This window comes from Pseudomonas sp. SIMBA_068 (genome assembly GCF_046534705.1).
In the GTDB taxonomy this organism is placed as follows: Bacteria; Pseudomonadota; Gammaproteobacteria; order Pseudomonadales; family Pseudomonadaceae; genus Aquipseudomonas; species Aquipseudomonas putida.
Map to the genome: position 1 here is coordinate 240,316 of NZ_JAWRYI010000001.1, position 26,760 is coordinate 267,075.

The 26,760-nt window shown below is 61.7% G+C and carries 21 protein-coding genes; 14 read left to right on the forward strand and 7 right to left on the reverse strand.

Features of this window, described 5'->3' with window-relative positions:
- Window position 1 precedes the first annotated feature (1 nt).
- From sdhA to SB756_RS01125, 9 genes are all read left to right on the forward strand, one after another.
- On the forward strand, window positions 2-1,774 hold the full coding sequence (sdhA, locus tag SB756_RS01085) for a succinate dehydrogenase flavoprotein subunit (RefSeq protein WP_016488281.1): 1,773 nt from the start codon (window positions 2-4) through the stop codon (window positions 1,772-1,774).
- Window positions 1,775-1,785: 11 nt separating this feature from the next.
- A complete protein-coding gene (locus SB756_RS01090; protein ID WP_008091906.1) occupies window positions 1,786-2,490 on the forward strand; it encodes a succinate dehydrogenase iron-sulfur subunit in 705 nt (234 codons plus the stop codon).
- Window positions 2,491-2,734: 244 nt separating this feature from the next.
- On the forward strand, window positions 2,735-5,566 hold the full coding sequence (locus tag SB756_RS01095; protein ID WP_341796338.1) for a 2-oxoglutarate dehydrogenase E1 component: 2,832 nt from the start codon (window positions 2,735-2,737) through the stop codon (window positions 5,564-5,566).
- A gap of 42 nt (window positions 5,567-5,608) precedes the next feature.
- On the forward strand, window positions 5,609-6,829 hold the full coding sequence (gene odhB / locus SB756_RS01100; protein WP_341796337.1) for a 2-oxoglutarate dehydrogenase complex dihydrolipoyllysine-residue succinyltransferase: 1,221 nt from the start codon (window positions 5,609-5,611) through the stop codon (window positions 6,827-6,829).
- Window positions 6,830-6,922: 93 nt separating this feature from the next.
- Complete coding sequence (gene lpdA, locus SB756_RS01105) at window positions 6,923-8,359, forward strand: dihydrolipoyl dehydrogenase (protein ID WP_341796336.1); 1,437 nt, start codon at window positions 6,923-6,925, stop codon at window positions 8,357-8,359.
- Between the two features lie 172 nt (window positions 8,360-8,531).
- Window positions 8,532-9,698, forward strand: a complete 1,167-nt coding sequence (sucC, locus tag SB756_RS01110) for an ADP-forming succinate--CoA ligase subunit beta (protein ID WP_008091914.1) — start codon at window positions 8,532-8,534, stop codon at window positions 9,696-9,698.
- Complete coding sequence (sucD, locus tag SB756_RS01115; protein ID WP_003254203.1) at window positions 9,698-10,582, forward strand: succinate--CoA ligase subunit alpha; 885 nt, start codon at window positions 9,698-9,700, stop codon at window positions 10,580-10,582. Before sucC ends, sucD begins: the two co-directional genes overlap by 1 nt.
- Window positions 10,583-10,955: 373 nt before the next feature.
- Window positions 10,956-12,269 carry a branched-chain amino acid transport system II carrier protein gene (gene brnQ / locus SB756_RS01120; protein WP_016498696.1) on the forward strand — a complete coding sequence of 438 codons (1,314 nt, stop codon included), beginning with the start codon at window positions 10,956-10,958 and terminating at the stop codon, window positions 12,267-12,269.
- 247 nt (window positions 12,270-12,516) lie between these two features.
- A complete protein-coding gene (locus SB756_RS01125) occupies window positions 12,517-13,266 on the forward strand; it encodes a DUF599 domain-containing protein (RefSeq protein WP_063424499.1) in 750 nt (249 codons plus the stop codon).
- Window positions 13,267-13,333: 67 nt separating this feature from the next.
- Here SB756_RS01125 and SB756_RS01130 read toward each other — a convergent pair whose 3' ends face one another.
- Complete coding sequence (locus SB756_RS01130) at window positions 13,334-13,636, reverse strand: hypothetical protein (RefSeq protein ID WP_016498698.1); 303 nt, start codon at window positions 13,634-13,636, stop codon at window positions 13,334-13,336.
- 154 nt (window positions 13,637-13,790) lie between these two features.
- Between SB756_RS01130 and SB756_RS01135 the strand changes: the two genes are divergently transcribed.
- From SB756_RS01135 to SB756_RS01150, 4 genes are all read left to right on the forward strand, one after another.
- The gene (locus SB756_RS01135) at window positions 13,791-14,267 is read left to right on the forward strand and encodes a PaaI family thioesterase (RefSeq protein ID WP_410910005.1); all 477 of its coding nucleotides are present in this window, start codon (window positions 13,791-13,793) and stop codon (window positions 14,265-14,267) included.
- Window positions 14,264-14,746, forward strand: a complete 483-nt coding sequence (locus SB756_RS01140) for a PaaI family thioesterase (RefSeq protein WP_016498700.1) — start codon at window positions 14,264-14,266, stop codon at window positions 14,744-14,746. The genes SB756_RS01135 and SB756_RS01140 overlap by 4 nt, the downstream gene beginning before the upstream one ends.
- Before the next feature lie 69 nt (window positions 14,747-14,815).
- Complete coding sequence (gene htpG, locus SB756_RS01145) at window positions 14,816-16,720, forward strand: molecular chaperone HtpG (RefSeq protein ID WP_341796334.1); 1,905 nt, start codon at window positions 14,816-14,818, stop codon at window positions 16,718-16,720.
- Between the two features lie 64 nt (window positions 16,721-16,784).
- Window positions 16,785-17,510: a dienelactone hydrolase family protein gene (locus SB756_RS01150; RefSeq protein WP_410910006.1), complete on the forward strand. Its 726-nt coding sequence runs from the start codon at window positions 16,785-16,787 to the stop codon at window positions 17,508-17,510.
- A gap of 116 nt (window positions 17,511-17,626) precedes the next feature.
- Here SB756_RS01150 and SB756_RS01155 read toward each other — a convergent pair whose 3' ends face one another.
- The gene (locus tag SB756_RS01155; RefSeq protein WP_174371959.1) at window positions 17,627-18,490 is read right to left on the reverse strand and encodes a pirin family protein; all 864 of its coding nucleotides are present in this window, start codon (window positions 18,488-18,490) and stop codon (window positions 17,627-17,629) included.
- A 117-nt stretch (window positions 18,491-18,607) separates the two neighbouring features.
- On the opposite strand from SB756_RS01155, the gene SB756_RS01160 reads away from it, so the two are divergent.
- On the forward strand, window positions 18,608-19,612 hold the full coding sequence (locus SB756_RS01160; RefSeq protein ID WP_341796331.1) for an amidohydrolase family protein: 1,005 nt from the start codon (window positions 18,608-18,610) through the stop codon (window positions 19,610-19,612).
- A 92-nt stretch (window positions 19,613-19,704) separates the two neighbouring features.
- On the opposite strand, the gene fabB is transcribed toward SB756_RS01160, so the two are convergent.
- The 5 genes from fabB to SB756_RS01185 all read right to left on the reverse strand — a co-directional run bounded on the left by fabB (window position 19,705) and on the right by SB756_RS01185 (window position 26,625).
- Complete coding sequence (fabB, locus tag SB756_RS01165; protein WP_341796330.1) at window positions 19,705-20,925, reverse strand: beta-ketoacyl-ACP synthase I; 1,221 nt, start codon at window positions 20,923-20,925, stop codon at window positions 19,705-19,707.
- 11 nt (window positions 20,926-20,936) lie between these two features.
- Window positions 20,937-21,452 carry a 3-hydroxyacyl-[acyl-carrier-protein] dehydratase FabA gene (fabA, locus tag SB756_RS01170; RefSeq protein WP_016498706.1) on the reverse strand — a complete coding sequence of 172 codons (516 nt, stop codon included), beginning with the start codon at window positions 21,450-21,452 and terminating at the stop codon, window positions 20,937-20,939.
- Between the two features lie 207 nt (window positions 21,453-21,659).
- Window positions 21,660-23,591: an ATP-binding protein gene (locus SB756_RS01175; RefSeq protein ID WP_341796329.1), complete on the reverse strand. Its 1,932-nt coding sequence runs from the start codon at window positions 23,589-23,591 to the stop codon at window positions 21,660-21,662.
- Window positions 23,588-24,478, reverse strand: coding sequence for an ABC transporter substrate-binding protein (locus SB756_RS01180; protein ID WP_341796328.1), 891 nt, complete (start codon window positions 24,476-24,478; stop codon window positions 23,588-23,590). Before SB756_RS01180 ends, SB756_RS01175 begins: the two co-directional genes overlap by 4 nt.
- Window positions 24,478-26,625 carry a TonB-dependent receptor plug domain-containing protein gene (locus SB756_RS01185; RefSeq protein ID WP_341796327.1) on the reverse strand — a complete coding sequence of 716 codons (2,148 nt, stop codon included), beginning with the start codon at window positions 26,623-26,625 and terminating at the stop codon, window positions 24,478-24,480. Before SB756_RS01185 ends, SB756_RS01180 begins: the two co-directional genes overlap by 1 nt.
- Between the last annotated feature and the right edge of the window lie 135 nt (window positions 26,626-26,760).

The following is a 26,760-nucleotide window of genomic DNA, read 5'->3' on the forward strand; positions in this document are numbered from 1 at the left end:
CATGGCTAGCATTCCAACCATTTCCTTCGACGCCATCATCATCGGTGGCGGCGGCGCCGGCATGCGTGCTGCGCTGCAACTGGCTCAAGGCGGCCACAAGACTGCCGTAGTCACCAAGGTCTTCCCGACCCGCTCGCACACCGTATCCGCCCAGGGCGGCATCACCTGCGCCATCGCTTCGGCCGACCCGAACGACGACTGGCGCTGGCACATGTACGATACCGTCAAGGGTTCCGACTACATCGGTGACCAGGACGCTATCGAATACATGTGTCAGGAAGGCCCGGCTGCGGTCTTCGAGCTGGACCACATGGGCCTGCCGTTCTCGCGGACCGAAACCGGCCGCATCTACCAGCGTCCGTTCGGTGGTCAGTCCAAGGACTTCGGTAAAGGTGGCCAGGCTGCCCGTACCTGTGCCGCTTCCGACCGTACCGGTCACGCGCTGCTGCACACCTTGTACCAGGGCAACCTGAAAGCCGGTACCACCTTCCTCAACGAGTACTATGCCGTTGACCTGGTGAAGAACCAGGAAGGCGCCTTTGTCGGTGTGATCGCGATCTGCATCGAAACCGGCGAAACCATGTACATCAAGTCCAAGGCCACCGTTCTGGCGACTGGCGGTGCGGGCCGTATCTACGCCTCCACCACCAACGCCCTGATCAATACCGGCGACGGTATCGGCATGGCCCTGCGTGCCGGTGTACCGGTGCAGGACATCGAGATGTGGCAGTTCCACCCGACCGGCATCGCTGGCGCCGGTGTACTGGTCACCGAGGGTTGCCGCGGTGAAGGTGGTTACCTGATCAACGCCCACGGCGAGCGCTTCATGGAGCGTTACGCGCCGAACGCGAAAGACCTGGCCGGCCGCGACGTGGTTGCCCGTTCCATGGTCAAGGAAATCATCGCCGGCAACGGCGTGGGCCCGAACAAGGACCACGTACTGCTGAAGCTGGACCACCTGGGCGAGGAAGTGCTGCACAGCCGCCTGCCAGGTATCTGCGAACTGTCCAAGACCTTCGCCCACGTCGACCCGGTCGTCGCGCCGGTGCCGGTCGTTCCGACCTGCCACTACATGATGGGCGGCGTTGCTACCAACATTCATGGCCAGGCGATCACCATGGACGAAGAAGGCAAGGATCACATCATCCCTGGCCTGTTCGCCGTAGGTGAAGTGGCGTGCGTATCGGTTCACGGTGCCAACCGCCTGGGCGGCAACTCGCTGCTCGACCTGGTGGTGTTCGGCCGTGCTGCCGGCCTGCACCTGGAGAAGGCGCTGAGCGACGGCATCGAGCATCTCGACGCCAGCGACACCGACATCGAAGTTGCCCTGAACCGCCTGAACAAGCTCAACGAGCGCTCCACTGGCGAAGACGTTGCCAGCCTCAAGCGCGAGCTGCAGAGCTGCATGCAGAACTACTTCGGTGTATTCCGTACCGGCGAGTACATGCTCAAGGGTATCGAGCAACTGGCCGGCCTGCGTGACCGCATCGCCAACGTCAAGATCAACGACAAGTCCCAGGCCTTCAACACCGCGCGTATCGAAGCGCTGGAGCTGCAGAACCTGTTGGAAGTCGCCGAAGCTACCGCCATCGCGGCCGAAGCCCGTAAAGAGTCCCGCGGCGCTCACGCCCGTGAAGACTTCGAAGACCGTGACGACGAAAACTGGCTGTGCCACACCCTGTACTACCCGGGTGAGAAGCGCGTTGCCAAGCGCGGTGTCAACTTTGCGCCGAAGACCGTTCCGGCCTTCGAGCCAAAAATCCGGACTTACTAAGGGTGGCTGCTATGTTGAAAGTCGAAGTTTATCGTTACAACCCCGACACCGACTCGGCGCCCAAGATGGAGTCGTTCGACGTCGATACCGGCGGCAAGGACCTGATGGTTCTCGATGTATTGGCGCTGATCAAGGAAAAGGACGAGGGTTTCTCGTACCGTCGCTCCTGCCGTGAAGGCGTGTGCGGTTCCGATGGCATGAACATGAACGGCAAGAACGGCCTGGCCTGCATCACCCCGCTGTCGGGCGTGGTCAAGGGCAACAAGCTGGTTCTGCGCCCGCTGCCGGGTCTGCCGGTCATTCGTGACCTGGTCGTCGACATGAGCATCTTCTACAAGCAGTACGAGAAGGTGAAACCATTCCTGCAGAACGACACGCCGGCCCCGGCCATCGAGCGTCTGCAGTCGCCTGAAGAGCGTGACAAGCTGGACGGTCTGTACGAGTGCATCCTGTGCGCTTGCTGCTCGACTTCCTGCCCGTCGTTCTGGTGGAACCCGGACAAGTTCCTGGGCCCCGCCGCACTGCTGCAGGCCTACCGCTTCCTGGCCGACAGCCGTGACACCAAGACTCAGGAGCGCCTGGCGTCCCTGGATGACCCGTTCAGCGTATTCCGCTGCCGCGGGATCATGAACTGCGTAAACGTTTGCCCGAAAGGTCTGAACCCGACCAAGGCAATCGGTCACGTACGTAACATGCTGCTGCAAAGCGGCACCTGATACAACGTGTTGTACCTGCAGTATGCCGAGGTGCGGGTGTGAGCCCGCACTGAGGTAAAACCCGAACAAGGGCCCACAAAGCCCGCGTTCATACCTATGAAGATATGAGACCAGCAGGGGCTTTCCGGGCTGGTACCCGGAAAATCAGCAGGATCCAAGTGGCGTGGTTCAGTCGCTTTATTCGGACTTTTCCAGGTTTGCTGTGGCTCTTGTCGATCAGTCCCCTAATCGAGGGTGACCAAGCATGCAAGAAAGCGTGATGCAGCGCATGTGGGATAGCGCCCACCTTTCAGGTGGTAACGCTGCATATGTGGAAGAGCTCTACGAACTCTACCTGCACGACCCTAACGCTGTGCCAGAAGAGTGGCGCACTTACTTCCAGAAGTTGCCAGCCGACGGCAGCACCGCTACTGATGTATCGCACTCGACAATCCGCGACCATTTCGTACTGCTGGCAAAGAACCAGCGCCGCGCCCAACCGGTGTCCGCCGGGAGCGTGAGCAGTGAACACGAGAAGAAGCAGGTTGAAGTTCTGCGACTGATCCAGGCCTATCGTATGCGCGGCCATCAGGCTGCCAAGCTTGACCCGTTGGGGTTGTGGCAGCGTCCAGCGCCCGTAGACCTGTCGATCAATCACTACGGCTTGACCAATGCCGATCTTGATACGACCTTCCGTGCCGGCGACCTGTTCATCGGCAAAGAGGAGGCGAGCCTACGCGACATCTTCGATGCACTCCAGAAGACATATTGTCGCACCATTGGCGCCGAATTCACCCACATCGTCGATTCCGAGCAGCGCAGCTGGTTCCAGCAGCGTCTGGAAAGCGTGCGCGGTCGTCCGGAGTTTTCCGCTGACGTGCAGGCTCACCTGCTCGAGCGCGTGACCGCCGGTGAGGGCCTGGAAAAGTACCTGGGCACCAAGTACCCGGGCACCAAGCGTTTCGGCCTTGAAGGCGGCGAGAGCCTGATTCCGATGCTGGATGAAATGATCCAGCGTTCCGGCTCTTACGGCGCCAAGGAGGTCGTGATCGGCATGGCCCACCGTGGCCGCCTGAACGTGCTGGTGAACACCTTCGGCAAGAACCCGCGCGAGCTGTTCGACGAGTTCGAAGGCAAGAAGATGAACGAGCTGGGCTCCGGTGACGTGAAGTATCACCAGGGCTTCTCCTCGAACGTGATGACCCCGGGTGGCGAAGTGCACCTGGCCATGGCGTTCAACCCGTCCCACCTGGAAATCGTTTCGCCGGTGGTCGAGGGTTCGGTGCGCGCCCGTCAGGACCGCCGCAACGACACCGTTGGCGACAAGGTGGTGCCGATCTCGATCCACGGCGACGCAGCATTCGCCGGCCAGGGCGTGGTCATGGAAACCTTCCAGATGTCGCAGACCCGCGGTTTCAAGACCGGCGGTACCGTGCACATCGTGATCAATAACCAGGTTGGTTTCACCATCAGCAACCCGCTGGACGCGCGCTCCACCGAGTACGCCACCGACGTTGCCAAGATGATCCAGGCGCCGATCCTGCACGTGAACGGCGATGACCCGGAAGCAGTGCTGTTCGTCACCCAGCTGGCCATCGACTACCGCATGCAGTTCAAGCGTGACGTGGTCATCGACCTGGTCTGCTACCGTCGCCGTGGCCACAATGAGGCTGACGAGCCTAACGGCACCCAGCCGCTGATGTACCAGCAAATCAGCAAGCAGCGCACTACCCGTGAGCTGTATGCCGAGCAGCTGATCCAGGCCGGTCGCATCGACGCCGAGCGCGCTCAGGCCAAGATCGACGAGTACCGCAACGCGCTGGACAATGGCCTGCACGTGGTGAAGAGCCTGGTCAAGGAGCCGAACCGCGAGCTGTTCGTCGACTGGCGTCCGTACCTGGGCCATGCCTGGACCGCGCGTCACGACACCCGCTTCGACCTCAAGACCCTGCAGGATCTGTCGGCCAAGCTGCTTGAGCTGCCGGAAGGTTTCGTGGTCCAGCGTCAGGTGTCGAAGATCTACGAAGACCGTCAGAAGATGCAGGCCGGTGGCTTGCCGATCAACTGGGGTTATGCAGAGACCATGGCTTACGCCACCCTGCAGTTCGAAGGTCACCCGATCCGCATGACCGGCCAGGACATCGGCCGTGGCACCTTCTCGCACCGTCACGCGGTGCTGCACAACCAGAAGGACGCCAGCACCTACATTCCGTTGCAGAACCTGTTCCCAGGCCAGCCACGTTTCGATCTGTACGATTCGTTCCTGTCCGAGGAGGCGGTACTGGCCTTCGAATACGGCTACTCCACCACCATGCCGAACGCGCTGGTGATCTGGGAAGCCCAGTTCGGCGACTTCGCCAACGGTGCGCAAGTGGTGATCGACCAGTTCATCACCAGCGGTGAGCACAAGTGGGGCCGCCTGTGCGGTCTGACCATGCTGCTGCCACACGGTTACGAAGGGCAGGGCCCGGAGCACTCCTCCGCGCGTCTGGAGCGTTACCTGCAGCTGTGCGCCGAGCACAACATCCAGGTCTGCGTACCGACCACTCCGGCACAGATCTACCACCTGCTGCGTCGCCAGGTCATCCGCCCGCTGCGCAAGCCGCTGGTAGTCCTGACGCCGAAGTCGCTGCTGCGCCACAAGCTGGCCATCTCGACCCTGGAAGAACTGGCAGAAGGCTCGTTCCAGACCGTGATCCCGGAAATCGACGCAATCGATCCGGCCAAGGTCGAGCGCCTGGTGCTGTGCAGCGGCAAGGTTTACTACGACCTGCTGGAAAAACGCCGTGCCGAAGGCCGCGAAGACATCGCCATCCTGCGTCTCGAGCAGCTGTACCCGTTCCCGGAAGACGACCTGGTCGAAATCCTGGCGCAATACAGCAACCTCAAGCACGCCGTATGGTGCCAGGAAGAGCCGATGAACCAGGGCGCCTGGTACAGCAGCCAGCACCACATGCGCCGTATCCTGGGCCGCCACAACAAGGCACTGGTCCTGGAATACGCCGGTCGCGACGCGTCTGCCGCACCAGCCTGTGGTTACGCTTCGAAGCACGCCGAACAGCAGGAAAAACTGCTGCAAGACGCCTTCACTGTCTAACGCCTTCGCGCACCTGAAACCGAATTTAAGGAAACACAGATAATGGCTATCGAGATCAAAGCCCCAACCTTCCCGGAATCGGTTGCCGATGGCACCGTTGCCACCTGGCACAAGAAGCCGGGCGACGCCGTCAAGCGTGACGAGCTGATCGTCGACATCGAGACCGACAAGGTTGTCCTGGAAGTACTGGCTACCGCCGATGGCGTGCTGGGCGACATCGTCAAGGGCGAGGGCGACACCGTCCTGTCCGACGAACTGCTGGGCTCGATCGTTGAAGGCGGTGCTGCCGCGGCTCCTGCCGCCGCAGCCGCTCCTGCTGCTGCTCCGGCTGCCGCTGCTGTCGCTGCTGGCGAAGATGACCCGGTTGCTGCCCCGGCCGCCCGCAAGCTGGCTGAAGAAAACGGCATTGACCTGGCTGCCGTTGCCGGTACCGGTAAAGGCGGTCGCGTCACCAAGGAAGACGTGGTTGCTGCTGTTGCCAACAAGAAGTCGGCACCTGCCGCTGCCCCGGCTGCCAAGCCTGCCGCTGCTGCTGCCCCGGTTGTCGTCGCTGCTGGCGACCGCACCGAGAAGCGCGTGCCGATGACCCGCCTGCGCGCCAAGATCGCCGAGCGTCTGGTCGAAGCCCAGTCCAACATGGCGATGCTGACCACCTTCAACGAAGTGGACATGACCGAAGTCATGGCCCTGCGTTCTAAGTACAAGGACCTGTTCGAGAAGACCCACAATGGCGTGCGCCTGGGCTTCATGTCGTTCTTCGTCAAGGCCGCTACCGAAGCCCTGAAACGCTTCCCGGCGGTCAACGCCTCGATCGACGGCAACGACATCGTCTACCACGGCTTCGCCGACGTCGGCGTTGCCGTGTCCAGCGACCGTGGCCTGGTGGTACCGGTACTGCGTAACGCCGAATCGATGAGCCTGGCTGAAATCGAGAACGGCATCGCCACCTTCGGCAAGAAGGCCCGTGACGGCAAACTGTCCATCGAAGAGATGACCGGTGGCACCTTCACCATCACCAACGGTGGTACCTTCGGTTCGATGATGTCGACCCCGATCGTCAACCCGCCGCAGGCCGCCATTCTCGGCATGCACAACATCATCCAGCGCCCGATGGCCATCAATGGCCAGGTCGTGATTCGCCCGATGATGTACCTGGCGCTGTCGTACGATCACCGCCTGATCGACGGCAAGGAAGCGGTAACCTTCCTGGTCACTATCAAGAACCTGCTGGAAGATCCGTCCCGCCTGCTGCTGGACATCTAACCCTCTGGCTGCGTACCGTGCCGGCCCTGGCTTCGCGAGAAGCCATGCCGCGCGGTTCGCGGCTTGTAGCTAGTTGCTGATAAGGAATCTTTTATGACCCAGAAATTCGACGTAGTGGTGATTGGTGCAGGTCCTGGCGGCTATGTTGCTGCTATCAAGGCTGCCCAACTTGGTCTGAAGACTGCCTGTATCGAGAAATACACTGACGCCGAGGGCAAGCTGGCCCTGGGCGGTACCTGCCTGAACGTAGGTTGCATTCCTTCCAAGGCGCTGCTGGACAGCTCCTGGAAGTACAAGGAAGCCAAAGAGAGCTTCAATGTCCACGGTATCTCCACTGGCGAAGTGAAGATGGACGTTGCTGCGATGGTTGGCCGCAAGGCTGGCATCGTCAAGAACCTGACCGGTGGCGTTGCCACCCTGTTCAAGGCCAACGGCGTTACTTCGATCCAGGGCCACGGCAAGCTGCTGGCTGGCAAGAAAGTCGAAGTCACCAAGGCTGACGGCACCACCGAAGTCATCGAAGCCGACAACGTGATCCTGGCTTCCGGCTCGCGCCCGATCGACATTCCGCCGGCTCCGGTCGACCAGAACGTCATCGTCGACTCCACCGGCGCCCTGGAATTCCAGAGCGTACCGAAGCGCCTGGGCGTTATCGGTGCTGGCGTGATCGGCCTGGAACTGGGTTCGGTATGGGCTCGCCTGGGTGCTGAAGTTACCGTCCTGGAAGCCCTGGACACCTTCCTGATGGCTGCCGACACTGCCGTGTCGAAAGAAGCCCAGAAGACCCTGACCAAGCAAGGCCTGGACATCAAGCTGGGCGCTCGCGTCACTGGCTCTAAAGTCAACGGCAACGAAGTTGAAGTGACCTACACCAACGCCGAAGGCGAGCAGAAGATCACCTTCGACAAGCTGATCGTTGCGGTCGGCCGTCGCCCTGTAACCACCGACCTGCTGGCTTCGGACAGCGGCGTGACCATCGACGAGCGTGGCTACATCTTCGTCGACGATCACTGCGCCACCAGCGTTCCGGGCGTGTTCGCCATCGGTGACGTGGTACGCGGCATGATGCTGGCCCACAAGGCCTCGGAAGAGGGCATCATGGTTGTCGAGCGCATCAAGGGCCACAAGGCCCAGATGAACTACGACCTGATCCCGTCGGTTATCTACACCCACCCTGAAATTGCATGGGTCGGCAAGACCGAACAGTCCTTGAAGGCCGAGGGTGTTGAGGTTAACGTAGGCACCTTCCCGTTCGCGGCCAGCGGCCGTGCGATGGCAGCCAACGACACCGGTGGTTTCGTCAAGGTCATCGCCGATGCCAAGACCGACCGCGTTCTGGGTGTACACGTGATTGGCCCATCGGCTGCCGAACTGGTGCAGCAGGGTGCAATCGCAATGGAATTCGGCACCAGTGCCGAGGATCTGGGCATGATGGTCTTCAGCCATCCAACCCTGTCCGAAGCGTTGCATGAAGCAGCGCTGGCGGTGAATGGCGGCGCCATTCACGTGGCCAACCGTAAGAAGCGTTAATTATAAGAAACCACGGCGGGCAGCCCGTCGTGAGTCTTGCGTGCATGACTCACCGCGGAACGTCCGCCGGACCGGATCACACGGGAAAACCCGGGGTCAACGGTCACAGGTGGTGCGGCGCCAGTAATGGCGCAGCGCCGAAGCGCAGTACCTAACGAAGACGGTAAAAAGCATGAATCTTCACGAGTATCAGGGTAAGCAGCTGTTCGCTGAATACGGCCTGCCAGTTTCCAAGGGTTTCGCAGTCGATACCCCTGAAGCTGCAGCAGAAGCTTGCGACAAGATCGGCGGTTCCGAGTGGGTTGTAAAAGCCCAGGTTCACGCAGGTGGTCGCGGTAAAGCGGGCGGCGTCAAGCTGGTTCGCAGCAAGGAAGACGCCAAGGCGTTCGCTGCGCAATGGTTGGGCAAGCGCCTGGTAACCTACCAGACCGACGCCAACGGTCAGCCAGTGACCAAGATCCTGGTCGAATCCTGCACTGACATCGCCAAAGAGCTGTACCTGGGCGCTGTAGTCGATCGCTCGAGCCGCCGTATCGTGTTCATGGCCTCCACCGAAGGTGGCGTGGACATCGAGAAAGTCGCTCACGAAACTCCTGAGAAGATCATCAAGGCTACTATCGATCCACTGGTCGGCGCTCAGCCGTTCCAGGGTCGTGAACTGGCATTCCAGCTGGGTCTGGAAGGCAAGCAAGTTGCACAGTTCGCCAAGATTTTCGTAGGCCTGGCCAAGCTGTTCAAAGAACACGACCTGGCCCTGCTGGAAGTCAACCCGCTGGTCATCAAGGCCGACGGCGACCTGCACTGCCTGGATGCGAAGATCAACATCGACGCAAACGCCATGTACCGTCAGCCTAAGCTGAAAACCTTCCACGACCCGTCGCAGGACGATCCTCGTGAAGCCCACGCTGCCAGCTTCGAGCTGAACTACGTGGCCCTGGAAGGCAACATCGGCTGCATGGTCAACGGTGCCGGCCTGGCCATGGGTACCATGGACATCGTCAACCTGCATGGCGGCAAGCCAGCCAACTTCCTCGACGTTGGCGGTGGTGCTACCAAAGAGCGCGTTACCGAAGCCTTCAAGATCATTCTGTCCGACAGCAATGTCGCGGCCGTCCTGGTCAACATCTTCGGCGGCATCGTTCGCTGCGACATGATTGCCGAAGGCATCATCGGTGCAGTGAAAGAAGTCGGCGTCAAAGTTCCGGTTGTGGTTCGCCTCGAAGGCAACAACGCCGAACTGGGCGCTAAAGTACTGGCAGAAAGCGGTTTGAACATCATTGCGGCAACCAGCCTGACCGACGCTGCTCAACAAGTTGTCAAAGCTGCGGAGGGCAAGTAATGAGCGTCCTGATCAATAAAGACACCAAAGTCATCTGCCAGGGCTTCACCGGCTCGCAGGGTACTTTCCACTCCGAACAAGCCATCGCCTACGGCACCAAGATGGTCGGCGGCGTAACCCCAGGCAAGGGTGGCACCACCCACCTGGGCCTGCCGGTGTTCAACACCGTCAAGGAAGCCGTGGAAGCTACCGGCGCTGACGCTTCGGTCATCTACGTACCGGCTCCGTTCTGCAAAGACTCGATCCTGGAAGCTGCCTTCGGCGGCATCAAGCTGATCGTCTGCATCACCGAAGGCATTCCTACCCTGGACATGCTGGATGCCAAGGTCAAGTGCGACGAGCTGGGCGTTACCCTGATCGGCCCTAACTGCCCAGGTGTCATCACCCCGGGCGAGTGCAAGATCGGCATCATGCCAGGCCACATCCACCTGCCAGGCAAGGTCGGTATCGTTTCGCGTTCCGGCACCCTGACTTACGAAGCTGTGAAGCAGACCACCGACGCCGGCTTCGGCCAGTCGACCTGCGTCGGCATCGGCGGTGACCCGATCCCGGGCTCCAACTTCATCGACATCCTGAAGCTGTTCCAGGAAGACCCGAAGACCGAAGCGATCGTCATGATCGGTGAGATCGGCGGTTCGGCTGAAGAAGAAGCCGCGGCCTACATCAAGGCCCACGTGACCAAGCCAGTCGTTTCCTACATCGCCGGTGTTACTGCACCTGCGGGCAAGCGCATGGGCCACGCTGGCGCCATCATTTCCGGCGGCAAAGGCACTGCGGACGAGAAGTTCGCCGCCCTGCAGGACGCTGGTGTGAAGACCGTGCGTTCCCTGGCTGACATCGGCAAGGCCCTGGCCGAGCTGACTGGCTGGGAAGCCAAGAAGTAATACTGCTACACCCCCCACGCGCACAGAGGCCACCTTCGGGTGGCCTTTGTCGTTGTTGCGCCGGATATTTTATCGACATGGAACATTCGATAGTTTTTATCAGGTTTTTCCACCAGACATTCACGCTAATTGGCAATAAATTATCGCTTGGCACAGATATCCAGACGACAAACATGTACGCACATCGGACAAGCAGCACTGTAACAGTGCGTTTGCCGGGTAAAACGGTTAATCTACGCGCCACTCTGTGCCCGCTCCCCAAAAGGGAACGACACGCTAAACGGGTCTGGCCTATCAAGCCGGGCAGCATTTCCCTCACCCCTGGGGAAATCCCTTCTCGAATCCCGATTTCAGCAGTGTGGTACTACCTTAAATGAAAGTTCTCAAAGGCCAGGATATCCTGGCGCTTGGCTTTATGACGTTTGCGCTTTTCGTTGGCGCGGGCAATATCATCTTCCCGCCTATCGTCGGTCTGCAGTCCGGCCCGCACGTCTGGATGGCAGCACTAGGCTTCCTGGTGACCGCCGTGGGTCTGCCGGTCATCACCGTGGTCGCCCTGGCCAAGGTCGGTGGCGGCATGGATGCCCTTAGCAGCCCGATCGGCAAATTCTTCGGCGGCCTGCTGGCGGCTGTGTGCTACCTGTCGGTCGGCCCGCTGTTCGCCACCCCGCGTACGGCGACCGTGTCGTTCGAAGTAGGTGTTGCACCGCTGACCGGTGAAAGCCCGTTGGCGCTGTTCATCTACAGCCTGGTGTACTTCGCCGTGGTGCTGGCCGTGTCCATGTACCCGGGCAAGCTGCTCGACACCGTCGGCCGCTTCCTGGCCCCGTTGAAGATCATCGCCTTGGCCGTGCTGGGCATCGCTGCCTTCGCGCTGCCGGCCGGCACCATTGGTGAAGCACAGCCGGCCTATGCCGCCGCCGCGTTCTCCAAGGGCTTCTCCGATGGCTACCTGACCATGGATACCCTGGGTGCCCTGGTGTTCGGTATCGTCATCGTCAACGCCATCCGCTCGCGCGGTGTCACGTCGCCGAAGCTGATCACCCGCTACGCCATCATCGCCGGCCTGATCGCCGGTGTCGGCCTGGCCCTGGTGTACATCAGCCTGTTCCGCCTGGGTGCCGGCAGCCACGATATCGCGGCTGACGCTACCAACGGTGCGGCGGTACTGCATGCCTACGTGCAGCACACCTTCGGCTCGCTGGGCAGCGGCTTCCTCGCCGTACTCATCGCCCTGGCTTGCCTGGTGACTGCGGTTGGCCTGACCTGCGCCTGTGCCGAGTACTTCAGCCAGATCTTGCCGCTGTCGTACCGTGCGCTGGTAGTGATCCTGGCAGGCTCCTCGCTGCTGATCTCCAACCTGGGCCTGACCAAGCTGATCATGTTCTCGATCCCGGTACTCACCGCCATCTACCCACCCTGCATCGTGGTGGTGGGCCTGAGCTTCGTGAAAGACCTGTGGAACTCGCCGACCCGCATCCTGGCGCCGGTGATGCTGGTGTCGCTGTTGTTCGGCATGGTCGACGCAATCAAGGGCAGCAGCATCGCCCACGTGCTGCCGGACTTCATGGCGCACTTGCCGCTGAGCGACCAAGGCCTTGCCTGGCTGGTGCCTTCGGTGGTGACTCTGGTTGGCGCCGTGGCCTGCGACCGCATGCTTGGCAAGCCGCGCGAGGCGCTGGCCTGACCTGAAAAGTTGAAGCCTGAGGGCGGCACCGGCCACAAGCCGAAGGGTGCTCGCCAAGGGTCTAGACGCGAAAGCCCCGCATCCGAAAGGAAGCGGGGCTTTTTTTGGGCAACCCCTTTGCCTTGCGCTCCTACAGCTGATTGCGCCAGCCATGCACATTTCACAGTGCAGCTGTGTCTTTTGCCGCTTGCCAGCGTCGAAACCTGATCCCTATCCTCTAGGCATCTGGCCCTTTCGGGAACCCTGCATGAACTTCATCCAAAGCAACCTCAACAACCTGCTGGCTATCGCCTGGTTTGCCCTGTGCTGGGGTGGCTATACCCGCTATGCCATCTGGAAGGGCCGCGACACCGCGTGCCTTGCCAGTGTGTTGCACCTGTACCGTGAGGACTGGATGCGCCGCATGCTGCTGCGCGACAACCGTATCGCCGATGCCAGCGTGATCGGCAACCTCGAACGCAACGCGTCGTTCTTTGCCTCCAGCACGCTGATCATCCTCGCCGGCATCCTTACCGTGCTCGGTGCCTCCGACCGGGCGCTGTCGCTGCTGGCCGACTTGCCGCTGGTGCAGCAGACCTCCCAGGGCATGTCGGAGATCAAGCTGCTGTGCCTGGCCACGGTCTTCGTCTACGCGTTTTTCACGTTCAGCTGGTGCATGCGCCAATACAACTTTGCAGCGGTGCTGGTGGGTTCGGCGCCCATGATCGGGGAGCGGCTGGTCAACGAACTGGAGCGCAAGGCATTCGCCTCGCGGGCGGCGCGGGTATTGTCGCTTGCCGCCAACCAGTTCAACCTGGGCCTGCGTTCGTATTACTTTGGCATGGCCATGTTGAGCTGGTTCATCAGCCCGTGGTTGTTCATGGCCATGAGCGTCGGGGTAGTGTTGATTCTCTACCGTCGCGAGTTCCATTCGGATGTGCTGGATGTGATGGTGTTCACGCCCACGGAAAGTGTGCCGGGTGAACCGGCCCGGGAAAGTACGGCCACGGGTAACTGAAACGTTTAATCCGTAAATTGCAGGTACAAAAAAACCCGACAGTGTCGGGTTTTTTTGTTTTAGCCAATTACTGCTTGGCAGGTTCTGCCGGAGCAGTTTCTGGCGCAGGGGTAGCTGGCGCGGCTTCCGGAGCCGGAGTAGCCGGAGCGGCTTCTTCGGCAGCCTTCTGCTCGGCTTCAGCCTGATCTTTGGCGGCTTCAGCGTTTTCCTTGGCGGCTTCGTTCATTTTATCCTGAGCTTCGCCCGCTTTCTCCTGGGCTTGCTCGGCGTGTTGCTGTGCGTCCTGGGCTTTGTCTTCGCTCGCTTTATCGCAAGCGGCCAGGCCCATGGCAGCGGCCAGCATCAGAGCAAAAGCAAAAGGTTTACGCATGGGTGTGTTTCTCCTTGGTGGAATAAGTGACTTGTTCCTTCGAGTGCAACTACGCGGAATAAGTTCCGCGAAGACTACAGATATATAACGCACCGTTCTATATAGACTTTTTAACATTTTTGTGCCGCTGCGGCAGTGCGGGTGGAAACAGCGAATGAGCGATTCAACCTTGATGGCCATGGCCGAGCGTTTTCTCTTGGCCCTTAGACATTGCCAGTTGCTGAACATGCGTGTGGCCCAGGCCGATGGCAATGGCATGACCCTGGTATTGCCCTGGTCGCCGGCCATTGTCGGCAACCCGCAAACGGGCGCGGTACATGGAGGGGCGCTGACCACGCTGATGGATACCACCTGCGGCATGGCCACCCTGTGCGTGCTGCCGCGCTTCGAGGTGTGCCCGACACTGGATCTGCGCATCGACTACATGCACCCGGCCGAAGCCGGCAAGGACATCTACGGCCACGCCCAGTGCTACCGGGTTACCCGCGACGTGATCTTCACCCGTGGCACCGCCTACCAGGACGACCCCGACCAGCCGATCTGCCAGGTGGTGGGGACCTTCATGCGCCTGGGCCAGGAGATCAAGGGCGGTATCCGGTTCGGCAATAACCTGAAGGAGGGCGGCGCATGATTCCGTACGCGGTTCGCCAGCAACTCAACGCCGCCCACGCGGTCGGTGATTACCGGCCATTGCTGGCACTGATTCCCTACGCAGGGCTGATTGGCATCGAATGCGAGCGCCAGGGCGATGACCTTCTGTTCCGCCTCCCAGCCAACCCCGACAACATCGGCAACCCGTTGCTGCCCGCCATCCATGGTGGCGTGATTGCGGGTTTCATGGAGCTGTCCGCCGCGCTGTACCTGCTGATCTACAGCGAAAGCGCGAGTATCCCGAAGGTGATCGATTTTTCCATCGACTACCTGCGCGCCGGGCACTTTCGCGATACCTACGCCCAATGCCAGCTGTGGCGCCAGGGCCGCCGGGTGACCAATGTGGCTATTACTGCCTGGCAGGGCGACAGGCAGGCGCCAATTGCCACCGCCCGTGCGCATTTCAAGATCGAGCCGGAAAAGCCCTTGAAATCATCCGGGCAGCCCCCATCTGAATGACATCCGCCATTAACGCAGGCCCAACCGGCCGCCAGGCGCCACTGCAATCAGATCGGAGTTTCGAAGACCATGACTGTGGAAACACAAAAGGAAACGCTGGGCTTCCAGACCGAGGTGAAGCAACTGCTGCACCTCATGATTCATTCGCTGTACTCGAACAAGGAAATCTTCCTGCGGGAGCTGATTTCCAACGCCTCCGACGCCGTGGACAAACTGCGTTTCGAAGCCCTGGCCAAGCCAGAGCTGCTTGAAGGTGGCGATGAGCTGAAAATTCGCCTGAGCTTCGACAAGGATGCCGGTACCGTTACCCTTGAGGACAACGGCATCGGCATGAGCCGCGAAGACGTCATCGCTCACCTTGGCACCATCGCCAAGTCCGGCACCGCCGACTTCATGAAGAACCTCACCGGTGACCAGAAGAAGGACTCGCACCTGATCGGTCAGTTCGGCGTGGGCTTCTACTCCGCGTTCATCGTGGCCGACAAGGTCGACGTGTACAGCCGTCGCGCCGGTCAGCCTGCTGCCGAAGGCGTGCACTGGTCGTCGAAAGGCGAGGGCGAATTTGAAGTCGCCACCATCGACAAGCCACAGCGCGGTACCCGCATCGTCCTGCACCTGAAGCAGGAAGAGAAAGAGTTCGCCGATGGCTGGCGCCTGCGCAACGTGGTCAAGAAGTACTCCGACCACATCGCCCTGCCTATCCAGCTGCCGAAGGAGCAGGTTGCCGCTGAAGGCGAAGAGCAGCCAGCCGAAGAGTGGGAAACCGTCAACCGTGCCAGCGCCCTGTGGACCCGTCCGCGTACCGAGATCAAGGACGAGGAATACCAGGAGTTCTACAAGCACATCGGCCATGACTTCGAAAACCCGCTGGCTTGGAGCCACAACAAGGTCGAAGGCAAGCTCGAATACAACTCGCTGTTGTATGTGCCGGCTCGCGCACCGTTCGACCTGTACCAGCGCGAAGCACCGCGCGGCCTTAAGCTTTACGTGCAGCGCGTGTTCATCATGGACCAGGCCGAGTCGTTCCTGCCGCTGTACCTGCGCTTCATCAAAGGTGTGGTCGACTCCAACGACCTGTCGCTGAACGTTTCTCGCGAGATCCTGCAGAAAGACCCGATCATCGATTCGATGAAGACCGCGCTGACCAAGCGCGTGCTGGACATGCTGGATAAACTGGCGAAGAACGAGCCTGAACAATACAAGGGCTTCTGGAAAAACTTCGGCCAGGTGCTGAAGGAAGGCCCGGCCGAAGACTTCGCCAACAAAGAGAAGATTGCCGGCCTGCTGCGCTTCGCCTCCACCCACGACGACAGCGGCGAGCAGAGCGTTGCCTTGGCGGATTACCTAGCCCGCGCCAAAGAAGGCCAGGACAAGATCTACTTCCTCACCGGCGAGTCGTACGCGCAGGTCAAGAACAGCCCGCACCTGGAAGTCTTCCGCAAGAAAGGCATCGAAGTGCTGCTGCTGACCGACCGCATCGACGAGTGGCTGATGAGCTACCTCAACGAGTTCGACGGCAAGGCCTTCGTCGACGTCGCCCGCGGCGACCTCGACCTGGGCAAGCTGGACTCCGAAGAAGACAAGAAGGCCCAGGAAGAAGTCGCCAAGGACAAGGAAGGCCTGGTCGAGCGTCTGAAAGGGGCGCTGGGTGACAGCGTCGCTGAAGTGCGTGTGTCCCACCGCCTGACCGACTCGCCGGCGATCCTCGCCATCGGCGAGCAGGACCTGGGCCTGCAGATGCGCCAGATCCTCGAGGCCAGCGGGCAGAAGGTGCCGGAGTCCAAGCCGATCTTCGAATTCAACCCGACCCACCCGCTGATCGAGAAGCTCGACAACGAGCAAAGCGAAGACCGCTTCGCCGAGCTGTCGCACATCCTGTTCGATCAGGCGGCGCTGGCGGCCGGTGATAGCCTGAAGGACCCGGCGGCTTACGTTCGTCGCCTGAACAAGCTGCTGGTCGAGCTGTCTGCTTGAGTTGATGCAAAGGAAAGCCCGCTTCGGCGGGCTTTTCTCATGGTGAAGCCTTAAGGAGTGCTTGATGAGCAAGGTAATCGTCGAATCGCTGGTTTATCACCTGTCTGGCAAGACCTATGAAAGCCGCCTTGTATACGAGCCCGGCGCGCTGGGGCGCCCGGGGCTTGTCATGGCGCCGAACTGGATGGGTATTGGCGAAGGTGCCGAGCGCATTGCCAAGGAAGTGGCCGAGAAGGGATACGTGGTGCTGATTGCCGACCTGTATGGGCAATCGGTGCGGCCGTCCAATGCCGACGAGGCGGGGGCGGCGATGATGCCGTTGAAGAACGACCGCAGCGAGCTGCGCAAGCGCATGAAGGGGGCGCTGGAGCAGCTGCTGGCGCAGTCCAAGGCACTGCTGGAGCCTGGCAAGGTGGCAACCTTCGGCTTCTGCTTTGGCGGTTGCTGCGCCCTGGAGCTGGCACGTACTGGCGCCGACCTGAAGGCTGCGGTGTCGTTCCATGGCACGCTGGATACCCCGAACCCGGAAGATGCCAAGCACATCAAGGGTTCGGTGCTGGTGTTGCACGGCGCGTCGGACCCACTGGTGCCGAAGGAGCAGTTGCCGGCGTTCGAGGACGAGATGAGCGCGGCCAAGGTTGACTGGCAGTTGCTGAGCTATGGCGGGGCGGTGCACTCGTTTACCGACCCGAATGCCAATGTACCGGGCAAGATGCAGTATGACCGCCGCACCTCGGAACGGGCTTTCCGTGCGATGCACAACCTGCTGACAGAAGTGTTCCAGCGCTGATATAGCAGGGGGCGCCTTGCGCCCCATCGCCGGCAAGCCAGCTCCCACTGGTACAGCGTACGCCGCTCTTTGTGGGAGCTGGCTTGCCGGCTATGGGCTGCACAGCAGCCCCGAAATTACCGGGGCAACTCGATCCTTGAAGTTTCCCCCGGTACCACCGGCCAATCCCCCGCAGCCCACCGTGCCCTGGCTTGCTCGATCAGTTCCGGGTCGCTTGCCACGAAATTCCAGTTCATTCGCCGCGGCCCATCCAGTGGCTCCCCGCCAATCAGTACCAACTGGCACTCTGCGTCCGCATACAGCGTCACGTCCTCGCCCTCCGGCAGTACCACCAGGCTGCAAGGCTCCACATCCTCATCGCCCAGCAGCAACTCGCCATCCAGCAGGTAAAGCGCCCGCTGCTCGTGTTCAGCCGGTATCAGCAGCGTCGTCGCCGGTTGCATCTGTACGTGCGCATAAAGGGTGGGGGAGAGCACCGGCACCGGTGACTCCAGGCAGAACCCGGTGCCAGCAATCATGCAGATGCGTACCCCCAGGTGGTCACTCACCGGCAGGCTCGCCGCCGGGTGGTGGCTGTAGCTCGCCGGGCCTTGTTCGTGCGCGCGCGGCGAAGCCAGCCACACTTGCAAGCCGTGCAGGCGCGAACCATGGGCCAGGGCATCTGCCGGCGTACGCTCGACATGGGCCACGCCGCTGCCAGCCGTCATCCAGCTGACATCGCCGGGGAGCACCCGCTGCTCTGAGCCGAGGCTGTCCTTGTGCAGGATCGCCCCCTCGAACAGGTAGGTCAGGGTTGAAAGGCCGATGTGCGGGTGCTGGCGGATGTCCATGCCATGCCCCGGGGCATAGTCGGTTTCGAGCATATGGTCGAAGAACACGAACGGGCCGACGCTACGGCACTGTGCTGCCGGCAGCGGGCGCAGGATCGGCTGGCCCTCGACCGATTCGGCACGTGGGCGGATGATCAGGGGGCTGCTCATGCGGTGGGCTCCAGGCGCGGTGGAAATGCCTCAAGCATAGCGGTTTGCCTGGTGCGGCTGAACCGTATCGTTTGCCGGCCGGTCTACTGTTTCCATACCCGTAGAAGGAAGCTGCCCATGATTGCCCGAGCGCTGGCCTGCGTGTTGTTGTCTGGCTGGCTGTGCCAGGCGGCACAGGCACGCGACTACCGCTACAGCGATGCCCACCTGCACTACGTCGACTTCTTCCAGGAGAGCGAAGGCATGCCGGCGTTGCTAAAGGCCATGGATGCCGCAGGCATCGAGCAGTCGATGATTTCCGGCATACCGGTGGCCAAGAAATGGCATGAAGACGAGCCCAAGCGCCCGCGTTATTACGCCGGTGACGATGCCGATGCCTATTGGTACAGCGCCACCGATACCTACGTGGCGGCCGCCCTGCAGCAGTTGCCGATTGAGCAGCGGAAACGCTTTCATCCGTTCCTGACTGGTTTCAACCCGGTGGACAAGAACGCTGTCAGCCATATCGAACGCATGCTCGATATGTACCCGGGGCTGTGGGAGGGAATCGGCGAGGTTTTCACCCGTCACGATGACCTGACAGCGCTGACCAGTGGCGACACGCCGCGTGCCAACAACGAAGCCATGACGCGCATTTACCATCTGGCGGCCGAGCGGGACCTGCCGGTACTGCTGCATTCCAATATCACTTCAAAACGTGAGCGTAACCCGCTGTACCTGGCTGAGATCGAAGAGCCGCTGCGCAATCACCCGCACACGCGGTTCATCTGGGCGCACGCCGGCAGCAGCATGGAGATCCATCGGCACCAGACGCAGATGGACTTTTTGCTCCCGGTGCTGACGCGGTTGCTGGAGGATTACCCGAACCTGTATGTCGACCTGTCGTGGAGTGTGCTGCAGCCCTATCTGCTGGATGACAAGGGCGTGCCGCGAAAAGCCTGGGTGGCATTGGTCGAGAAATACCCGGAGCGGTTCATGCTGGGGTCGGATGTGGTGGGGCGGTTTGGCAGCCTGGGGGAACAGATGCACGGGTTCAGGCCGTTTCTGGATGCTTTGCCTGAGAATGTAGCGAACAAAGTAGCCCGCGATAACTTTCTGGCTGTGCTGCCCAGGCAAAAATAGGGGGTTGCCTGTACTGGCCCTATCGCCGGCACAGGCTACAAATGAAAACGCCCCGAACCAGTCGGGGCGTTTTCGATTACCGCATCAGCGTCTTACTTGCCTTCCCAGCGCTTGAGCACCAGGGTGGCGTTGGTGCCGCCGAAGCCGAAGCTGTTGCTCATGACCGTATCGATCTTGGCGTTTTCTTCGGTTTTGCGCAGGATCGGCAGGTCGGCGACCTCCGGGTCCAGTTCGTCGATGTTGGCGGAGCCGGCGATGAAGTTGTTTTCCATCATCAGCAGGCAATAGATCGCCTCGTGCACGCCAGCGGCGCCCAGCGAGTGACCCGACAGGCTCTTGGTCGAGCTGATCTTCGGTGCCTTGTCGCCGAATACCGCGCGAACGCCCTTGATCTCGGCAACGTCACCGACCGGGGTCGAGGTGCCGTGGGTGTTCAGGTAGTCGATCGGGGTGTCGACGGTGGACAGTGCCTGCTGCATGCAGCGGATGGCGCCTTCGCCGCTCGGGGCAACCATGTCGTAGCCATCGGAAGTCGCACCGTAGCCAACGATTTCGGCGTAGATCTTGGCGCCACGGGCCAAAGCATGTTCCAGCTCTTCGACGACAACCATGCCGCCACCGCCAGCAATGACGAAGCCATCACGGTCGTTATCGTAGGCGCGCGAGGCCAGTTCCGGGGTTTCGTTGCGCTTGGTCGACAGGGCGCCCATGGCATCGAACAGGAACGACTGGCTCCAGTGTTCTTCTTCACCGCCACCGGCGAAGACGATGTCTTGCTTGCCCCACTGGATCTGCTCCAGGGCGGTACCGATGCAGTGTGCCGAGGTGGCGCATGCCGACGAGATCGAGTAGTTCAGGCCCTTGATCTTGAACGGGGTGGCCAGGCACGCCGAAACGGTGCTGCCCATGGTGCGGGTAACGCGGTATGGGCCGACGCGCTTGACGCCTTTCTCGCGCAGGGTGTCCAGCGCTTCCATCTGGTTCAGGGTCGAGGCACCGCCGGAGCCAGCTACCAGCCCGGTACGCGGGTTGGAAACCTGCTCTTCGGTCAGGCCTGCGTCCTTGATCGCGTCCTGCATCGCCAGGTAAGCGTACGCCGCGGCGTGGCCGACGAAGCGGTATACCTTGCGGTCGATCAGTTCTTCGAGGTTGAGGTCGATGGACCCGGAAACCTGGCTGCGCAGCCCCATTTCCTTGTATTCCGGGTTGAAACGGATACCCGGACGGCTTTTACGCAGGTTTTCGGTGACGGTAGCTTTGTCATTGCCCAGGCACGATACGATGCCCAGACCAGTGATAACGACGCGGCGCATGCGAATAACCCTTAGAAATTGTCAGTGGAAGTGAACACGCCGACCCGCAGGCCTTCGGCAGTGTAGATCTCACGGCCGTCGACGCTGACCGAGCCATCGGCGATGGCCATGTTCAGCTTGCCCTTCAGGACACGCTTGATCTGAATGTTGTAGGTGACTTTCTTGGCCTCTGGCAGTACCTGGCCGAAGAATTTCACCTCGCCCGAGCCCAGGGCGCGGCCGCGGCCCGGCAGGCCTTGCCAGCCGAGGAAGAAGCCTACCAGCTGCCACATGGCATCGAGGCCCAGGCAGCCCGGCATGACCGGATCGCCTTCGAAGTGGCAGGCGAAGAACCACAGGTCCGGGTTGATATCCAGCTCGGCGACCAATTCACCTTTGCCGTACTTGCCGCCTTCTTCGCTGATATGGGTGATGCGATCGACCATCAGCATGTTCGGCGCGGGCAGTTGCGCATTACCTGGGCCGAACAGCTCACCGCGACTGCAGCGCAGCAGGTCTTCCCGAGTAAAGGCGTGTTGTTTGGTCATGCGAGCTCCTCAATAACCCCCTGCGGCAGGGGATGAATCTTCCCGGCCGGCCTGATACGCATCGCGTTCAAGACGGCAGCCTACAGGTAGACTATTGCGTTGTGGTGAAAGTCACAGTGCACCCGGTGAAAGAAGTACAGGTGTGCACTGAAACGTCTATTTTCAGGTCCGATGATGGTCCTGTCCAGTGTTTAAGACTGCCGCACTTTAGCATTTATCGCCAGTCGCGGTTGTCTGACCGGGTAACCAGCGTTCCAGCACCTGCTGCAGCTCGGTACGGCGCAAGGGTTTGCTCAGGTAGTCGTCCATGCCAGCGGCCATGCAACGCTCGCGGTCACCCTGCATCGCATTGGCAGTCAGGGCGATGATCGGTAACCCGGTGCCGTTGGGCAATTGGCGGATACGCCGGGTGGCTTCATAGCCGTCCAGGTGCGGCAGCCGACAGTCCATCAGCACGGCGGCAAAGCGCTGGCGGCTGACCAGGTCGACGGCCTCAAGTCCATCTTCGGCTGTGCATACCGCCAGGCCCAGGCTGCGCAGCATGGCTTCGATGACGCTCTGGTTGACCGGATTGTCCTCTACCAGCAGCACCTGATCACTGCCGGGCGCCGTCGTTTTCGCGTGCGTTGGCAACGCCGGTCGGCTGGGGGGAGGGCTGGCCAGGGCCAGCGGCATCTCCAGGGTAAATGTAGAACCCAGGCCTTCGCGGCTTTCACCGCGCAGCTTGCCGCCCATGCGTTCGGCCAGGGTGCGGGCGATCGACAGGCCCAGCCCGGTGCCGCCATAACGGCGGGAGATCGAGCTGTCGGCCTGCTGGAAGGCCACGAACATCATTTCCAGGCGGTCGCTGTCGATGCCGATACCCGTGTCGCGCACACTGCAGGTGAGCCAGATCAACTGCCGGTCGAGCACCTGCCAGCGTGCTTCGACCTGAACCTGGCCGCGTTCGGTGAACTTCAGTGCGTTACCGACCAGGTTCAGCAGGATCTGGCGGATGCGCGTGGGGTCGCCGTTCACTTGCAACTGCTCGATGTCGGCCGGCAGTTGCAGGTGCAAGCCAAGGCCACGCTGCTGGGCACTGTGCTGGAACGACAGGACGCAGCTGGTAATCAGCTCACCCAGGTTGAAATTGATGTGTTCCAGCTGAAGCGCAGCGCGTTCGATGCGCGAGAAGTCGAGGATATCGTTGATGACTTTCAGCAAATGCCCGGTGGATTCGCTGGCCACTGCGGTGTAGTCGGCCTGTTCGGTACTTAGCTGCGTGGTTTCCAGCAGCTGCAGCATGCCCAGCACGCCATTCATCGGGGTGCGCAGCTCGTGACTCATCATCGCCAGGAAGTCCGATTTGGCTCGGTTGGCTTGCTCGGCTTCCTCGCGGGCCTGGATCAGCTCGGCAATGGCCTGCTTCTGTTCATCGCTGGCCTGCTCCAGGGCGTTGGCCAGGTTGTTGATATGGCGGGCCAGGTGGCCCAGCTCGCTATCATCGACCACGGGCAGCGGGGTGTTGTACTGGCCCTGCTGTATGGCCTTGACCGCATGGCCCATGTCGCTGATCGGCTTGGCCAGGCTCAGGGCCAGGCGGCGCGCCAGCAAGAAGGTGAACAGCAAGGCGAACAGCGCCAGGATGCCGGCCTTGATCACGATTTCCTGTTGGCGTTGGCTGAAGGCGTCATCGGACATGCCGACGATCACCCGGCCCAGGTAGTCATCGCCGATCGCGGGTGTGGCGGCCTTGCCCTGCTGCAGGAAGTCGCTGTCCAGGCGGATTTGCTGCAAGCGTATGGGCGCCTGGAACACCTCTACGCGCTGCGCGCGGTTGGCGCTTTCGTCGGACTGCTCGACGTACACAAGGATGTGGTTGCGGCTGTCCTGCACCTCGAGGAAGCGCACGTGCGGGATGCTGAGGGTGGCGCGCATCAGGCCTTCGAGCACCTCGTTGTTGCCCGAGATCACCCCGTACTCCGAGGCCGGGGCCAATTGGTTGGCGATCAGCTGCCCGGTATGGTTCAGCTCCTGGCGCAGGTCCTGGATGCGCACGAAGGTGAAGAAGCTGATCAGCAGCAAGGTCAGCAGCAGGGCAGGGCCAAGGCTTATGATTTGCGTGCGGGTGTGGATGTCCCAGCTCAGGCCTTTGCTCATGGGGTGGGCTCTCCTTCGGCCAGGGCCTTGGCGGCGGCGGACGGATCGATCGGTTGCAGGCCCAGGGCGCGCGCCACCTGCTGGTTGCCACTGACGCCGAAACGGGCCGGATACAGGCTGCGCGGCCAGCGCCCCGGAGGCTGGTCGAGCAACTGGTCAAGTACTGCCAGCCAGTCCTCCTGGTCGCTGTAGGTACTGGCCAGGGCGCCGGCGCGAACAAAGCCGGCGTTCGGGCCGATCAGCGCCATCTGCCGGCCATAACTGCTCAGCAACAGGTTCTTCGCAGTCTTGGAGTTGTACAGGTCCGGGTCATCCAGGCCCAGCAGCACATCGCTGTTACCCAGCAGGTGCTGCAGGGGCCGGCTGTCACGCAGGTCGGGCCAGTCCTGGGCAATGATTTCCAGGCCCAGCGGGCGGGCAGCATGGCGCAGCTCTTCGAGCAGGAAACCACTGTGCTCGCCGTACAGCACACCAATGCGCTGGGCCTGTGGCAGCAGGTAGCGCGCCAGGCGCAGTTGCCGGCCCAACGGCGGGTCGCTCCACAGCAAGGTGAGAAACGCCGGGCGCGACTTTCCCAGGCGCTGTTCAGCCTGCACCCGGCTTATTCGCATGGCCAGGGCTGGCGGGCCGGCGTTTTCACCCAGGCGCCACTCCAGGGCAGCACTGTCGAGCAGAATCAGGCGCTGGTCGGTCTTGAGCTGGCCAGGGCGTGGCAGGTCAGCGGTGGTCTGGAAATGCACATGATCGTGCGGCCGACGGTTTTCGAGTGCGGCGACGAAGCTGCGGATGCCGGGCTGGTCTTGCGCGCCTACCAGCAGAATTTCGCTGGCGGACAACGGCCCCAGGGGCCACAGACACAGCAGCAACAGGCGCAGCACCACGGCCATCAGAACGCCAGCTCCGCGCTGAAGCTGAGGCGGTGGCGGCTGTCGTAGCGGTTCTGCACGGTCGTGGTCGGCTCGTCGTCCAGGCGTTGCTGCCACAGCGCCGCCAGCTCCAGGTTGCTGCCCTGCACCCGAAGGCGCTTGGCCAGGCGCAGGTCCAGACGCTCGTAGCGGTACTGGTTGAGCGCATCGTCACCGTAGTAGAACAGCGCACTCGACCAGCCATCGCCCCATTCGCGCATCCAACCGACCGAGCCGCTGTTGCGGGCGGTGAGGCGGCGGTCGTCGGGGTTGCTGGCCCAGGCATCGACATAGGCATAGGTCAGGCGCAGGCGGTCACGCAGGGTGGGGCGCCAGTCCAGTTGCGTCTCGCTGCCGCTGAACCGGGCCTTGTTCGCGTTGCTGGCGACGTACTGGTTGTTCTTCAGGGGCTCGCTGATCATGCCGGTGATCTCGTCGTAGAACAGCTTCACATCCAGGCTCAGGTCGATGTCGCTGAAGTAGCCGTTGTAGCCCAGTTCGCGCGAGCGCATGCGCTCTTGGTCCAGGTCGCCCGGGCCGCGGGTCTTGACGAAGTACTCACCGTGCTGCTGGCCGAACGCATTGGGGCTGAGGTTCTTGACCGTGTAGCTCCAGTTGATGTTGTTCTCGAACATGTCGGGCGAGCGCACCGCCTCGGAATACACTGCACGCAGGCCGTGGCGCGGGGTGATCAGGTAGTTGACCGCAACGCGCGGGGTCAGCGAGCTGCCCGACAGGCGCGAGTCTTCGAACATCGCCCCACCCTGCAAGATCCAGTGCTCGTCGGCGCGCCATTCCAGCTGGCCGAACACGCGCCAGGTCTGGTCGTCGATGCTGCCGTTGAAGTAGGTCTGCGAGTCGGCACGGTCATAGCGGTAGTTCATGCCGCTGAGCAGGCGCAGGCTGTCGGTCAGGCTGAGGGTGTCCTGGATTTCCAGGTCGTAGCGGGTTTCGCGGGTGCTCTGGTCGACATCGCCGCAGACCACGCTGCTGCCGCCCTTGTTGTTCCACTGATCCTTGATGGTATCGACCAGCGCTTGTTCTGCCGGGTTGCTGCTGGGTGGCGGGTTGTTGGCGCCGCGTGCGACCAGCTCGGCGTAATTGGGGTTCATCTGCCACAGCCGGGTCAGTTCGGGGCTGAACGACAGTGCGGCATCACAGGCCCGCCAGACCTGTTGGCGGTCGAAATGCTGTGCCGAACCTTGCACATACAGGCTGTGGTCGGGATTGAAGTCGATGTTCCAGCGCACCGACCCTGCGTAGTCCTTGGCATTGACGTCGGCATTGTCGCCGCGCTGGGTAACGTAGGGGAATACCGGCTGGTAGGTATAGGGCCGCTGGTTGCTGCCTTCTTTTGCCGCCAGTTGCCATTCCAGGGTCTGGTCGACCGCCAGGTTGTGGCTGGCACTGAGGTTGAAGCGGGTCAGCCGGCGGCTGTCCCGGTAGTCCTGGCCGAACTGATCGTGGTCGAAGCCGTCGTCCTGCTGGCCCGACAACGACAGGCGCATGTCGCCGCCATCCCAGCCGAAGCCGTGGCTGGCATAGAAGTCGTTGATGCCGTCCTCGCCGCGGGTCACTTTCAATCGTGTGCCATGGCTGTCGGCGGGGTTGCGGGTGAGGATGTTGACCACCGCCATCAGCGCATTGGCACCGTAGCTGACCGTGTTGGGGCCGCGGAACACCTCGATGCGCTCGATGTCTTCCATGGCCAGGGGGATATCGCTCCAGTCCACCGTGGCCAGGCCAGCCCGGTACACCGAGCGGCCATCGATCAGCACCTGCATGCGCCGCGCTTCGCTGGCGTTGCTGCCGTGGTAGTTGACCGTCGGCTGGTTGCCGGCGCCGTAGCCGATCATCATGCCCGGTACCAGGCGCAGCAGTTCGGGGATGTCGCGGGCGCCGCTGGCGCGGATCAGCTCGCTGTCGAGCACGGTCATGCTGCCCGGGACTGCCGCCGGGGATTGTTTCAGGCGCGTGGCGGTCAGAACCTGCGGCAGGTCGCTATTGTCGATGAACAGGTCGTCGGCCATGGCCGGGCCACCGAGCAGGGCAGTCAGTATCAGCAGGCGCGGGAACGGGGGCGAGCCAGGGAACACGGGGCAGCCTTGTATCAGGATTGAAACAGGCATGGTAACTGACCTTGGCGTATTTTCCAGTGATCTGCGTCGGCTGTTCTGGCCCTTTCCCGGATGAGCCCGTTTTCACAGCGGCTGAACGCTGTGCTGTACCTGTGGGAGCGGCCTTGCCCGCGACGAGGCCAGTAC